General features: G+C 47.2%; 14 protein-coding genes. All 14 read right to left on the bottom strand.

The annotated features are described in order from the left end of the window. Nucleotides 1–90: 90 nt before the first annotated feature. Nucleotides 91–1,884, bottom strand: a complete 1,794-nt coding sequence (locus WQ57_RS24605) for a M3 family oligoendopeptidase (RefSeq protein ID WP_046526459.1) — start codon at nt 1,882–1,884, stop codon at nt 91–93. Between the two features lie 648 nt (nt 1,885–2,532). Then, the gene (gene sigK / locus WQ57_RS24600) at nt 2,533–3,252 is read right to left on the bottom strand and encodes an RNA polymerase sporulation sigma factor SigK (protein ID WP_046526269.1); all 720 of its coding nucleotides are present in this window, start codon (nt 3,250–3,252) and stop codon (nt 2,533–2,535) included. Nucleotides 3,253–3,414: 162 nt separating this feature from the next. Beyond that, complete coding sequence (locus WQ57_RS27385) at nt 3,415–3,540, bottom strand: hypothetical protein (protein WP_277620315.1); 126 nt, start codon at nt 3,538–3,540, stop codon at nt 3,415–3,417. 227 nt (nt 3,541–3,767) lie between these two features. Continuing rightward, entirely contained in the window at nt 3,768–3,908 is a 141-nt protein-coding gene (locus WQ57_RS26410; RefSeq protein WP_084820378.1) for a YrzI family small protein, read from the bottom strand. 323 nt (nt 3,909–4,231) lie between these two features. Beyond that, complete coding sequence (locus tag WQ57_RS24595; protein WP_241481642.1) at nt 4,232–4,495, bottom strand: YrhC family protein; 264 nt, start codon at nt 4,493–4,495, stop codon at nt 4,232–4,234. A gap of 197 nt (nt 4,496–4,692) precedes the next feature. Next, the gene (gene mtnN / locus WQ57_RS24590) at nt 4,693–5,388 is read right to left on the bottom strand and encodes a 5'-methylthioadenosine/S-adenosylhomocysteine nucleosidase (RefSeq protein WP_046526268.1); all 696 of its coding nucleotides are present in this window, start codon (nt 5,386–5,388) and stop codon (nt 4,693–4,695) included. A gap of 69 nt (nt 5,389–5,457) precedes the next feature. Beyond that, on the bottom strand, nt 5,458–6,150 hold the full coding sequence (locus WQ57_RS24585) for a YrrS family protein (RefSeq protein ID WP_046526267.1): 693 nt from the start codon (nt 6,148–6,150) through the stop codon (nt 5,458–5,460). 154 nt (nt 6,151–6,304) lie between these two features. Continuing rightward, nucleotides 6,305–8,071 (bottom strand): peptidoglycan D,D-transpeptidase FtsI family protein, encoded by a 1,767-nt coding sequence (locus WQ57_RS24580; protein ID WP_046526266.1) that lies wholly within the window; start codon nt 8,069–8,071, stop codon nt 6,305–6,307. Between the two features lie 60 nt (nt 8,072–8,131). Next, nucleotides 8,132–8,608 carry a transcription elongation factor GreA gene (gene greA, locus WQ57_RS24575; protein WP_046526265.1) on the bottom strand — a complete coding sequence of 159 codons (477 nt, stop codon included), beginning with the start codon at nt 8,606–8,608 and terminating at the stop codon, nt 8,132–8,134. Between the two features lie 147 nt (nt 8,609–8,755). Continuing rightward, complete coding sequence (udk, locus tag WQ57_RS24570) at nt 8,756–9,391, bottom strand: uridine kinase (RefSeq protein ID WP_046526264.1); 636 nt, start codon at nt 9,389–9,391, stop codon at nt 8,756–8,758. 2 nt (nt 9,392–9,393) lie between these two features. Beyond that, nucleotides 9,394–10,662, bottom strand: a complete 1,269-nt coding sequence (locus WQ57_RS24565; protein WP_046526263.1) for a peptidase U32 family protein — start codon at nt 10,660–10,662, stop codon at nt 9,394–9,396. Nucleotides 10,663–10,721: 59 nt separating this feature from the next. Next, a complete protein-coding gene (locus WQ57_RS24560) occupies nt 10,722–11,651 on the bottom strand; it encodes a peptidase U32 family protein (RefSeq protein WP_046526262.1) in 930 nt (309 codons plus the stop codon). Between the two features lie 6 nt (nt 11,652–11,657). Next, entirely contained in the window at nt 11,658–12,299 is a 642-nt protein-coding gene (locus tag WQ57_RS24555) for an O-methyltransferase (protein ID WP_046526261.1), read from the bottom strand. A gap of 220 nt (nt 12,300–12,519) precedes the next feature. Then, the gene (mltG, locus tag WQ57_RS24550; protein WP_084820377.1) at nt 12,520–13,677 is read right to left on the bottom strand and encodes an endolytic transglycosylase MltG; all 1,158 of its coding nucleotides are present in this window, start codon (nt 13,675–13,677) and stop codon (nt 12,520–12,522) included. Between the last annotated feature and the right edge of the window lie 70 nt (nt 13,678–13,747).

Raw genomic sequence — 13,747 nt, 5'->3', positions numbered from 1 at the left:
GATATTATACCACTTGCACGCTAGGCTGCAACTATTTTGAAGCAGGAGGCTGCCCCCGGCTGGATGACATCTCTGGGGCAGCCTGTCAAATTATTCTGTCAGCGCAAGGAATTCCTCGACATCGTTTATGCAGAGCTGGACCGCCTTTGCCCAAAATTCCTTTTTGGTAAGGTCTGCCTTAAGGTGCTTCTCTGCCAGAGCTTCAACTGTCATCGAAGCGGAGTCCTTCAAAAGCGCAATATACTTTTCTTCATACCCTTCTTCCCCGGCAAGTGCCTCGGCATAGATCCCGAGCGAGAAGAGGAAGCCGAATGTGTAAGGGAAGTTGTAAAAAGGCACTCCAGTGATATAAAAGTGAAGTTTTGAAGCCCAAAACAATGGATGATATTCAGCAAGGGCATCTCCGTACGCTTCCTTCTGGGCTTGTTCCATTAGCTGATTCAGAACTTCCGCGCTGACTATGCCCTCCTTCCGCTTCTCATAAAAGCTTGTTTCAAACATGAATCTTGCATGAATGTTCATCAGCAAGGCCACTGAGCGCTGAATTTTATCCTCGAGAAGGCTGAGCCTTTCTTCCTTGGAATCAGCATTTTTGATTGCCGCATCCGCCACGATCATTTCCGCAAATGTCGAAGCCGTTTCAGCCACATTCATCGCATAGTTCCTGTTTAGCAGGTGCATGTCGCGCATCGCATACGTATGGAAACCATGACCGAGCTCGTGAGCCAATGTCGACACATTCGATGGAGTTCCGGAGTAGGTCATGAAAATCCTTGACTGGCCGCTCTCCGGGAAAAAAGTATGAAAGCCGCCTGGAGCCTTCCCCGGCCTGTCTTCCGCCTCAATCCACCTGTTTTCAAAAGCCATGCTTGCAAAGCCTGCCATTTCACTCCCGAACCTGGAGAAATGGTTGATGATGAACTCGGCCCCTTCCTGGTAAGACATTTTTCCTTCTGCATTGCCGATGGGCGCATCAAGGTCGTACCAGCTTAACTGGTCAAGACCTAGCAGCTTTGCCTTGCGATTCAGAAAGTCAACAAAAGGCTGCTTTTTTTCCGAGATGGCCGCCCACATGGCATCCAGGGTTTCTTTTTTCATGCGGTTCAGATCAAGAGGTTCTTTGAGAACATCCTCCCATCCCCGCTGTTCATACACATTTAACCGGAACCCGCCTAGGTGGTTCAGCGTTTTGGCAAAAAAATCACGCTTTTCTCCCCAGGCTTTTTCCCACTCCTTAAAGACGCGCTCCCTTACTTGGCGGTCCCTGTCTGAAAACCTGTTGGCTGCCTGGCCGACGGACAGTCTTTTTTCTTCGCCATTTTCCATAAACGGAATTTTAATGGAGCTGACAAGCAAATCATACATTTGGCTCCAGCCATGGTAGCCATCCGTACTTAAAGATGTAATCAGCGCTTCTTCCTGTGCCGGGAGCTTTTCCGCCACTCTTTCGCGACGCTCCTCCAAAACAAAGCGTAGCTCCTTAAGGAATGGGTCCTCCATCATCTGTTTCCATTCCTGCTCACCGACCTCAACAAGCTTCATATCAAATTCAAGCAGGGCATTTTGGAACTTTGCGCTCAGGTCCGTCACTTTCCCCTTAAGCTCAGTGGCTTTTTTATCAGAGGTATTTTGCGCCTGCAGGCAGCTGACAAAAGCTCCTGCCTGTCGGATAGACTTGGCATTCTCCTCAAACAGGCTGATCAGGCCTTTAAGGCTTTCTGCGGACTGTAAATCTCCCTTGTGGGCCCAGGCTTCAACTTTCTCGCGGAAAAGCGCAATCCCCTTTTTTACATTCTCAAGATGGGCCGCGAACGCCTCCGACCCGCTTCCCCCTTTGAAAAACACGTCTAAATCCCAGACATCAGAATATGCAGAAAACTTCATTGGTACTCCCCCTTTTGTAACCATTATAAAGGATTCAGCCTGTCTGACGCCTACTTCAGGACCCAAAATATAAGGGATGGACAGAAAAAAGGCAATGACAACTTCTCTCAAGATGAAATTGGTTTTCCCGACAATAGAACTGCTTTTCTGGACAATAGAACCGAGTTTCCGGACAATACAAGCATCCTTTCGGCTAATAAAACCTTGGGGTCGGACAATAGATCCGGCCGCGGACAATAGGCATAGTTTTTCCGACAATAGAACTGCTTTTCTGGACAATAGAACCGGGGTTCCGGACAATACAAGCATCTTTTCGGCTAATAAAACCGGGGGATCGGACAATAGATCCGGCGACGGACAATAGGACTGGTTTTCCCGACAATAGAACTGCTTTTCTGGACAATAGAACCGAGTTTCCGGACAATACAAGCATCTTTTCGGCTAATAAAACCGGGGGATCGGACAATAGATCCGGCGACGGACAACAAAAAAATTAAGAAGACCAGAAAAAAGGCAATGACGCCTCCTCCCAAAATTCCGGGAAACTAAAAGGTCCAGTCCGAAAGCACGCCGCTTTCGGACTGGACCTGGAGAAGAACGCTGCACACACTACAATAACAGCGGCCGTCCTCAATATGAAAAGAACATTCATCCTTTGTTTTTCTTTTTTTCCTTCTCAGCCCGGTAGAATTCATGAAACATTTTCATCAGGGCCCTTTTTTCAATCCTGGAGACATAGCTCCGGGAGATGCCGAGTTCCTTGGCGATTTCCCGCTGGGTTTTTTCCTTTTTCAAATCTAGGCCAAAGCGGCCGATTATCACTTCTTTTTCGCGTTCATCCAGCACCCCTATATACTGCTTTACCTTTTCCAGCTCCATATTCAGCTGGATTGTGTCAATAACATCCTCCGATTCCGATTTTAAGACGTCGATAAGGGAGATTTCATTTCCCTCTTTATCCTGCCCTATTGGATCATGGAGCGAGACATCCTTCTTCGTTTTCTTCAGAGCACGCAAATGCATAAGAATTTCGTTTTCAATACAACGCGCGGCATAAGTGGCCAGCTTCGTCCCTTTTCCTTCCGAATAGCTTTCAATCGCCTTGATTAAGCCGATGGTGCCGATTGAAATGAGGTCCTCCGAGTCCTCCCCAGTGTTTTCGAATTTCTTCACGATATGTGCGACAAGGCGCAAATTATGTTCAATCAGCATATTGCGTGCATGGCCATCACCCTGCGCCATCAAACGCAAATACTTCCGCTCGTCAGCTGCAGACAGCGGTTGGGGAAATGCATTGTTTTTAACATAAGAAACAAGAAAGACAAATTCCTTTACTAAGTAGCCAAGTGCTGCCAATATTCCAGACACGTTTCCACCCCCCGCGTAATTAGGCTATTGCCTATATAGATTCCTATGAAAAGAAAGGCGGGTTCGTGTATGTCCGAATCAAAAGTTTTCTTTTGAAAATTATGCCATATGCGAAAAAGCGGAAGCGCCCTGCGGCGTGATGCCAGCAGGACGCTTCCGCTTTTATTCTACACTCACTTCGGCAGCAATGATGCTGCCGATCGCTGCGCAAATCACGAGGCCCATTACAATTGAAAACATGGTTCCACACCCCTTTGCCGAATGGCTGATTTGCTTCAAATTTAACACATTTACAATTTGCTAAAAGGGGGAGGCTGTGAACATTTTGTTACAATCCTCTGGTCTCATAATGATGTTTCCTTTTCCTGAAAACAAGTGTCAGCAACAGTACGTGCAGCGACATTTTTCATCCTCCTCGGCTAGGTGGAATCCATCTCCACCAGGTAAATTGCTGCTCTGCTTTGAATCATGATCATTTAATAGCCCACCTTTCTATAGTTTTTTTAAAAGCTTCATTAAAATTGGCGCATATACTGTGCCTGACGGTCCCTGTTTTCTTCAAGAAGCTTTTCAACCATTTCATTATGGCGGACTTCCTCAAGTGACATTTCACGTTTTTTGATGGTAATGGTAAAGAATAAGATATTTAAGGTCATCACGGGTTCACCTCCTTTTTCATATCCAATATAAAAAGCCGCAGAGAGAATCCCTGCGGCCTAAAAAAGGACATAGAAATGCCGCAGGGCACGATTCTCCCTGCGGCATGGATATGCTTAGTCAGAAAATCCTTAAGCGGTCCAGTCCGTATCGGTCGAATGCGTGGTAAAAGCATGAAGTTGTGCTGTTCCTTTTGTGTATCCCTTGTTCATTTCACTCGACCTCCTTAAGAATTTTTTCCTACAGTGGTAATTATATCCACAATTAGATGAAATGTAAACCATTTTTCTCCAGTTTTTAAAAATAAATAAAAAAACGCCCTTTACGGACGTTTTTGGTTCATTAAATATTCTAGTCCTTCTTCCGTCTCAGCAAGTTTCCCCTGGCATTTTTTCGCCAGGATAAAAGAAAGAACGGATAGGAACAGGAAGCCTGTTGATGCCCCCATTGCAATATATTTATCTGCCATTACAGCAGTCACTGAAGGAAGAATGACACCCAGGTAGAAGAACGCGCCTACAGCCATAAGGACAATCCCAAATTGCCGATAATCCACCATCTTTTCATACAATTGCTTTACGTTCACATTAATCACCTTTCTATCACTATGCTAAACTATAAAGCCAGGAAACAATCATATCCCTAATTTAACACAGAATAGGCTTGCTGTGGGCATGTAAATTGTGTAAAAAAAAAGGGTAATGCCTCAAGCCTGAAGAGGGTGTCTGTTCACGAAAAAGACCGCTCCTTAAAAATATCGGAGAGGCCTTTCGCAACGTTCGATTATTTAATTGCCGCGGTAATTCTCATCACAAGATTGGCGGAATTGACGGCTGCAGTTTCCAGGAACTTCTCAAAGCTGACGCCCGATTCCTTTCCCGCAATATCCGACAAGGAACGAATGATGACGAACGGCACGCCATACTGATAAGCTACCTGGGCGATTGCTGCAGCTTCCATTTCGACAGCCTGCAGTCCGTTGAACTTTGTTCGGATGAACTCAACCCTCCCAGGGTCATTCATAAAAGAGTCCCCGGTGGTAATCAAGCCTTTGACCACCTGAATCCCCTCAATTTCCCTGGCGCTTTCTTCGGCGATCCCGACAAGCCCGGCTTCTGCTTCAAACGCTGCCGGCAGCTGTGGAACTTGGCCATATTCATAACCGAAAGCCGTTACATCGACATCATGGTGGCGCACTTCGCTTGAAATAACGACATCTCCGACATTCAGCGCCGGATTCAATCCCCCGGCAGAACCTGTGTTTATCACATAATCTGGCTTGAATCTTTCCAATAGGATGGTCGTTGACATGGCCGCATTGACCTTGCCTATCCCCGACCGCAGGAGGATGACTTCCTTCCCTTCCATCGTTCCTGATGTAAATTCAAAACCAGCTATTGTCTCCTGTACGGCATTCCCGATCTTTTGCCTTAACAACGTTACTTCTTCTTCCATTGCTCCAATGATTGCTACTTTCATTCTGTCAATCCTTCCTCCGCAGCCGTCTCCAGTCCTGCGAGTTGTGCAGCACTGGTGCGGGTGTCATTCTTATTGATTCAACTCTTCTACTTTAACAGGTTTCCAGCCTTCATTGTCAACCCATTCAATCGCCACCCGGTACTTCTGGTTTCCGCCTTTTTCGGATACTGTCCCGGCAGCGCTGTTTGGACCGCCATTATTGCCCAGGAACCACACCGTCATATTTCCCTGGTCAATGCCTGTAGCATAGGAAATCGCTTTAAGCATTTCCTGCCAGTCTACATGGTTTTTGTCATAGACAGCCACATGCTCGCCGCTCTGTGACGTTCCTACAGGCTCCCAGTTTGGATCCACGATGGTCTGTTTGACATCCGGGCTGCTGCCGCCTTCAGTGACAACTCGCTCGCCCTCTTCCTCATTGCCTTCCTCGGCATTCTGGTCTTCATTCTGCTCAGCATTTTCTTCCTCTCCGGAGGAATCGCCAGTTTCATCTGCCGCCACATCCTCATCGCTTCCTGCGGCATCGGATTCGCCAGAGCCGGATTCCTGTCCATTGCCGCCCGTTTCGGTTTCTTCCTGGGCTGGTGCAGTATTCTCAGCCTGTTCACCGCTCTGGCTGTCACCAAAAAAAATGTTGACCGATACGAAGATGATCAAGAGGAGAACAATTGCGATTAAGCTATTTAAAATAAGGTTCGTCTTTCTTCTTTTGGTCAGCTTCCCAGCCCTTGAACCCTCGTCAGTAAGATTTTTTCCCAACATCCTTCACTCCCTTTATCAGGTTGCCAACATTTTATCATGTCTTTATCCAAACATGAAGGATTTTTACCTGTTGCGGCCTGCCTGGCTCCCATAACAAGGCAGTCAGCATCCCACTCTTCCTGTTTTGCACCAGGAATTAGTTTGAGGACAAGATTTATTCTGCAGCTTTTTTCTGGTCTGATTGGTAAAGCTCCTTCACCATGTCAGCAAAAAGGGCATTCACCCCGCCTTCTTCTTCATGCACATCGAGGCTGACAGCGACAAGGGCATATTTTGGCTTTTCATAAGGAAAATAACCTGCAAACCATTTACTGTGCATCTGCCTTCCCTCTTTATGCCTGCCTGTTTCAGCCGTTCCAGACTTTCCTGCCACAGCATACGGAAGTTCCTTAAACCAGCGGCCTGTGCCTTTCTCATCGGTTACGACTTCACGAAGCAGCTTTTGGAGGTTTTGGACCGTGTACGGTGAGAGCGTTTCTCCGGGAAGTTTTTTTGCTTCAAAGCCAACCAGCTTCGAACCATTTTGATATTCCACTGCTTCAACCGTCCGCACCATCAGCTTTTCTCCGCCCCGGGCAATGGTTGCCATCATATTGGCCACTGCCAGCGGGCTGACCCTTACTTCATGCTGGCCGATGGCGGAGAGCGCAGCGAAATTATCGTCTTGCCTCGCCTTTTCAGAGCTGAATACTCTGCCGCTTTCTTCATCGGCAAACTGTTTAAAGTTTTCAGTGTGGAAGATATCCCCTGACCAGCCAACACTGCCGGTAAGTGACAGCTTCTCTGCATAAGTTTCCATGATGGTTGTGTCGATTTTCTTTAGTTCTTTTGCCAGGTCGGCAAATGTCCTGTTGCAGCTCCTCGAAAAACTTTGTGGGAAATCCAGTACTCCATGCTGGTACTTTAAATCTGGTTCCCCGTTTATTTTTTTGCTGCAGTCGAACCTCCGCGCTGCGGGTGCCAGTTCATAGTCTATGGCTGCTGCCGCGACGACCGTTTTAAACACCGATCCTGGGATTTGCTGTTTGACCATCATATTTTCAACACCTGCATCCCCAAAGGGATTCTTCCGGTTAAGCTTCGGCCGCGAAACCATTGCCAGAACCGAATTGCTCTCGATATCCAGCAGCACCAGGCCGCCTTTTTTCAATTGGTGCCGATCGGCAAGACCCTCGGAAATTTCCTGGAGGTCTTTATCGATAGTCGTCTTTACATTCACTGGGTAAAAAGGATTTGCCGGCTCGGAATATTTGACATTGATTCCGAACAGCGGTGAACCAATGGCATCGACATGGTAGACAAGCCTTGATTTTCCTTCGCCAATCAGGAATTCATCAAAGCTTTTTTCAAGCCCCGACAGCCCCGTTAACGTTCTCGGCAAAAACTCTTTATCGCCATAGCGCTTTTTAACCAGGCTTGGGTTCTCACCGTTTATTCCGATAAGCTGTGCTGCCTGCCTGTCAGGAAGCAAGAACTTCTGCTCAACGGCAAATACGCCGGGTATTTCAAGTGTATTGATTTGATCCATTTCCCTCTGTGAAAGGGCTATTGGTTCAGGGAAGCCAAAGGCAAAGGGTTCTTTTGCATCTTTTAGCGCTCTTGAAATGGCATTGGCCGAAACACCTGCAATCGATGCCACTTTTTCGGCTGGCCACTCCATGTGTTTAAGAAAGGGAAAAAGGACCAAAACTGGATTTTTCTCATAAACGAGCGGCTCCCCTGAACGGTCAAGAAAATTGCCCCGGCCATTATCAATCACGATTTCCTGGGCTCTCTGCCTTACACTGGCTTCGAGGAGATTGATATCGTGTTCCGAAAAGGACGTAGTTGAAATCAGCTGGATCTGGGCAAGCCTCGCAATCAGCAGGCCAATGCACAGCATGCATAAAGCCAGCCAGGCCATCAGCCTGTTCTTCCTCATAAAAAACACCTCGTCAAAAGTGTTGACGAGGATGGGTTATTTCAAACTTATATACTGTTATTACTTAATGGATGTGATGCGTACAGCCATTTCGCCTCCAGGAGTCTGGACGGTTACTTCATCGCCTACCTTTTTGCCCAGCAAGCTTCTGGCAATCGGCGAGTCGTTGGAAATTTTGCCTTCGAAAGGATCTGCTTCGGCGCTTCCTACGATGGAATAAGACTCTTCTTCCCCGTCCGGAAGCTCTATGAATGTAACGGTACGGCCAAGAGCGACTGTATCGCTGCCCAGTTCTCCTTCTTCAATGATTTTCGCATTGCGGATCATGTTTTCAAGCGTTGTGATCCTTCCTTCAACGAAAGCCTGTTCTTCTTTCGCCGAATCATACTCGGAGTTTTCGGAAAGGTCTCCAAAGCTGCGGGCAATTTTGATGCGCTCCACAACTTCCTTCCGTTTAACCGTTTTCAAATGTTCCAATTCCTGTTCAAGCTTCTGTTTTCCCGCAAGTGTCATCGGAAATACTTTTTCTGTAGCCAAAATCCTTCACTCCTTCTAATCTTCACAATTCCCCAATAGTTTTATGTAGGAATGTTCAATTGCTTTTTTTATATACAGGAGCGCGTCCTTGAAAAAAGGGCGCGCGCTGTTTATTGCCTATTTGTTATCTTTATTTATGCTATTGTGTCATAAAAAAGACTTTTGTTCAAGAATAGTTTGGATCTTAGTGACCATTAAGTCGATTGCGACACGATTGTGCCCGCCTTCAGGAATGATGATATCAGCATAGCGCTTGGTAGGCTCGATGAACTGGTTATGCATCGGCCTGACGACATTGACATACTGCTCAATCACCGAGTCCATTGAACGGCCTCGTTCCTTAATATCGCGGAGCAGCCTGCGGATGATCCTCAGGTCGGCATCCGTATCGACATAAAGCTTGATGTCCATCAGTTCGCGAAGACGTTCATCTTCAAGGATCAGGATCCCTTCAAGAATGATGACATCCTTGGGCTCAACATGCACGACCTCATTTGAACGGGTATGAATGGTATAGTCATAAACCGGCTTCTCAATCGGCTCATAGCGCAGAAGCTGGTTCAAATGTTCAATCAGGAGATCGTTATCGAAAGCAAGGGGATGGTCATAGTTTGTCTTTAAGCGTTCCTCAAGCGGGAGGTCGCTCTGATCCTTGTAATAATAATCCTGTTCAATCATCATGATTGAATGGCCCTTAAAGTTTTCATAAAGGGCCTTGGTAACACTCGTTTTACCGGAACCGGAACCGCCGGCCACCCCGATTACAACAGGTTTGCGTTCCATTCTTACTTCCCCTTTCGCATCATGTTGTATGGGAATACTGGCTTGTCCAGCTTGAACTTGACGATTTGCAGCGGATGTCGGGCTGCATCGAGTTCGTTTCCATCTTCATCCCATATCTTTTCAATCACATAAGTGAAGTTCCCGATTTCAGGACCGAAGAATTCCACTTCGTCGCCAGCCTTGAAGTAGTTCCGCTGCTGCAGGGTAACCATATTGGTTTCAGCGTCATATTCAAGCACCAAACCAGCGAAATCGTATGTTGTCTTTTTGCTATGGTTTCCATACATTTGCTCTTTATACCCTGGAACTCCTTCAAAAAACGCCGGGGCTGTATCGCGGTTCGCACACTTGTCCAGCTCTTCAAGCCACTCTTTCCTGATGGCAAAGTTGTCAGGGTCGGCACAGTAGGCATCAATGACTTTGCGGTACACACTGACTACAGTGGCGATATAGTGGATGGATTTCATCCTGCCTTCAATTTTGAGGCTGTCAATGCCGAGCTCAATCATGCGCGGGATGGACTCAATCAGCTTCAAATCTTTGGGGCTCATCGCAAACGGAGCATCGTTATCGGCAAACAAAGCTTTTTCCTTGTTGCCGGCAAGCTCGTAAAGGTCGTAATCCCAGCGGCATGACTGGCAGCAGCCGCCGCGGTTGGAATCGCGGGCTGTCATATGATTGCTCAGGGTACAGCGGCCTGAATAGGCAATGCACATCGCTCCATGGATGAAGGTTTCAATTTCAATATCGACCTTTTCCTTCATTTCCGCGATTTCCTCCGCACTCGTTTCACGGGCAAGCACGACCCTCTCCAGCCCTTCCTCTTTCCAGAACTGGACAGCTTTCCAATTGGAAAGGGATTGCTGGGTGCTGAGATGAACTTCTATTTCGGGAGCAACCCTGCGGCAAGTTTCGATGATGAGCGGATCGGCCACGATGATTCCATGCACGCCAGCTTCCTTTAATCCCAAAAGATAGTCTTCGAGGCCATCGATATTTTCGTTGTGGGCAAAGATATTAGTGGTGACATAAATCTTCGCGCCATACTTGGCAGCGAATTCCACGCCTTCTTTCATTTCCTCGAAGGTAAAGTTATCGGCATTGGAGCGAAGGCCGTATTCCTGGCCGCCAATGAAGACGGCATCTGCTCCGTAGCGCACGGCAATTTTCAATTTCTCAAGATTGCCCGCCGGTGCCAATAGCTCCGGTTTTTTGACAATGACACGCTTTCCGTTGACGATTTGTGAAATAGGTTCTTTCACTGCTGTCATCGTGCTTCCTCCTTTTATCCAGGGCCAGCATCCATGCTGGCAGACAGGTCAAATTTTTATTAATAAACGGTTTCTTTAAAGAAAAATCCTGTGTCAAGCTGACGTCCTTGCGGCTGGAGCTCTTCCGCCTGTTCAAGGAGCCCATCTTTCACCTTTTCGTATTCGCCAGGTTCGCTGACGGCTAGGTCAATTGCCTTGCGGTACAGCTTTGTCACACCAATGAGATAGTCTGAATCCTTGAGGATGCCGTCAATCTTGAAAGAATCCACTCCGGCTTCAACCATTTCCTGGAGCTCATCAATGATGCAGATATCGTTCGGGCTCATGATATGTGTCCCATTCTCATCCTCAAAGATTGGATACTTATTGTTGCGTTCATTATCATGCAGGAACATGTTTTTCTGAACTTTGCGGTTCTCGATTTCCATCGCCTTTCCCTGGTACTCAAAGTAATTTCCCAGCAGGCTGCGTTTGGACTGGAACATGCAGGTCATGCCGTGAACCTGGACCTCGATTTCAACCTCGGCATTTTCCTTGATTTCCACCACAGCGTCCATATTGATTTCGCGGGCAAGCACTGCCCTCCCCGCGCCTTTGCGGCCCCAGTAATTACACGTGTACCAGTTTGTCGCCGTTGTTTCTGTATTCCAGTGCAGCTTCATGTCCGGAGCGACTTCCTTTGCCGCCATAAGGACAGCCGGGTCGCCAAATACTATCGCATCAGCACTAATGTCCTTTAGAAAAGCAATATATTCCTCAAGCTGCGGAATTTTGTCATTATGGAAAATCGCATTCATGGCGACGTATACTTTTTTTCCATGGGCATGGGCCATCTCAACGGCCTGCCTGACTTCTGAACGTCCGAACTCGCCCGCGAGGCGTAGGCCGAATTTTTGCTCGCCTATGATAAATGCATCCGCTCCAGCCTCGATCAGCGGGAGAATGTCTGCCACACTAGAAGGAGTCACTAACAATTCTGGTTTCTTCATCCTATTTCACCTCAGCACACTAACCGCTACGCCATCCCCCACCGGAAGAATGACGGTATCATAATCCGGATGGCTCATCAGCCAGCGATTGTATTCATCTATTTTAGTAACAAGATTGCGTATTCGCTTTTTATCAATTTCCTGCTGTTCTGCCACCAGGCCTTTAAAGAGGACATTATCGGTAATGACTACTCCGCCAGGACGGAGCAGGCCGGCATACATCTCAAAAAAACGCCGATACTGGCCTTTGGCAGCATCAATGAACACCACATCATAAGGCGCCCACTTGCCAGCCTCATCCCTTGTCTCAAGCGCATCGCCAAAAATCGTCACAATCTGCGATTCCCTGGCGGCTTCTTTAATGTACTCCCGGGCTTTATCCAGCCTTAGCTCATCGCGTTCAATCGTCACAATTTTAGCATCAGGCAGGGCATAAGCCATCCTTAATGCCGAATAGCCGATCGCCGTTCCAACCTCAAGGATTGCTTTTGGCGATTTGATTCTCAAAATTTGCAGCATTGCTTCAATACCGGCAGGCTCCATAATCGGAACTCCATGCTCTGTGGCATATGTCTCCATTTCAGCCAGCAATCCTGTACGTTCCGGTATCAGCAGCTCAATGTATTCCTGGAGCTTTCCTTCCTTCATGCCGTGCTCACCTCTTTTTTCTGACTTTCATCCCAAATGGACCAGGACAAGAAAAAATAGCGTTCACAGACTGCAGAGGATACGGACATGAGCAAACTGCACAATCATGAGCCTCGGCACTGTAAATGACGCTATCAAAACGGCTAAAAAAACACTTGTACTATTTTAGCACAAAGAACGGAGAAATGCTAATACCCAGCATTTCTCCGGTTCATGTCAATTATTGGTTGGTAATGTGTTCGTTCTTCAGCTTGTTGTGTTCCTCAAGGGTCCTGGAGAAATGCACCTGTCCTTCAGGCGTAGCCAGGAAGTAAAGAAGGTCGGTCTCTTCCGGATTCACGGCCGCTTCCAGTGAAGTTGTCCCTGCATTGGCGATTGGCCCAGGCGGCAGGCCTTTATGCAGATAGGTATTATAAGGCGATTCAACCTCGAGGTCCTTATAGTAGACCCTGTCCTTATGCTCTCCATGGGCATACAGGACGGTAGGGTCGGTCTGCAGCGGCATGCCGGTTTCCATGCGGTTATAGAATACGCTGGATATTTTTGCACGGTCGACTTGCTGGGTCGCTTCCTCCTCAATCAGGGAAGCCATCGTCAGCAATTCATGGACAGAAAGGCCTTTTTCCTCTCCCTGTCCCCTATACTCCTCAACCACGGCCTTTGTTTTGTCCAGCATGGTTGTGATGATTTCCTCCAATGTCGGATCTTCCGTATAAAACGGATAGGTGGCCGGGAATAAATACCCTTCAAGTGGATATTTAATCTTTTCATCGAGGATGTCCTCTGTCAAAAGGTCGGGATACTTATCCATCATCTTCGAAATGAATTCCTTTTCGTTCAGCTTATTCATGATCTCTTCCTGGTTCAAATCCGTTTTTTCAGCAATGATTCCGGCTATTTGCGCCAGTTGCTTGCCTTCTGGTATCGTAATCCGCATGACAACATCCTGCATAAGGGTACCTGTTTTAAGGGAAGCAATAACCTCGGGCAGGGTCATGGACGGATTCAGGTTATATTCGCCGGCCATGAAGCCGGATTCATTCCTGAACTTGACGTAATAGCGGAACAGGCGGGCATCGCGAATAATTCCATTGTCCTCCAGGATTTGTCCGATACCTGTTACAGTGGACCCTATCGGGATTTCAACCTTTACTTCTTTTGTATTGGATTCATCTACTGGCTGCAAAGCTTTGTTTATATAAAAATAGCCTCCAGCGCCTGCAGCAGCAGCAAATAAAATCAGGAGAACCGCCGCAACCAGGACAATGCGCCTGACCAGTCTGGCTTCGCTTTGCTGTTCAACAAGCTTTTCGTAGATATATTTCTTCTTTTCATTTTTGCTCATCTTGGCAGTTTCTGCTTTCTTATCCTCAGACATCTTTTCCCCTCCGGGCGACTATTTGACCACATAATGATTTCACGCACCATTATACTATATTTCTACAAGC

Source organism: Mesobacillus campisalis, assembly GCF_000986785.1.
GTDB classification, from domain to species: Bacteria; Bacillota; Bacilli; order Bacillales; family Cytobacillaceae; genus Mesobacillus_B; species Mesobacillus_B campisalis.
The sequence above is the reverse complement of the archived record's forward strand: the minus strand, read 5'-3'. Positions and strand labels throughout refer to the sequence as shown.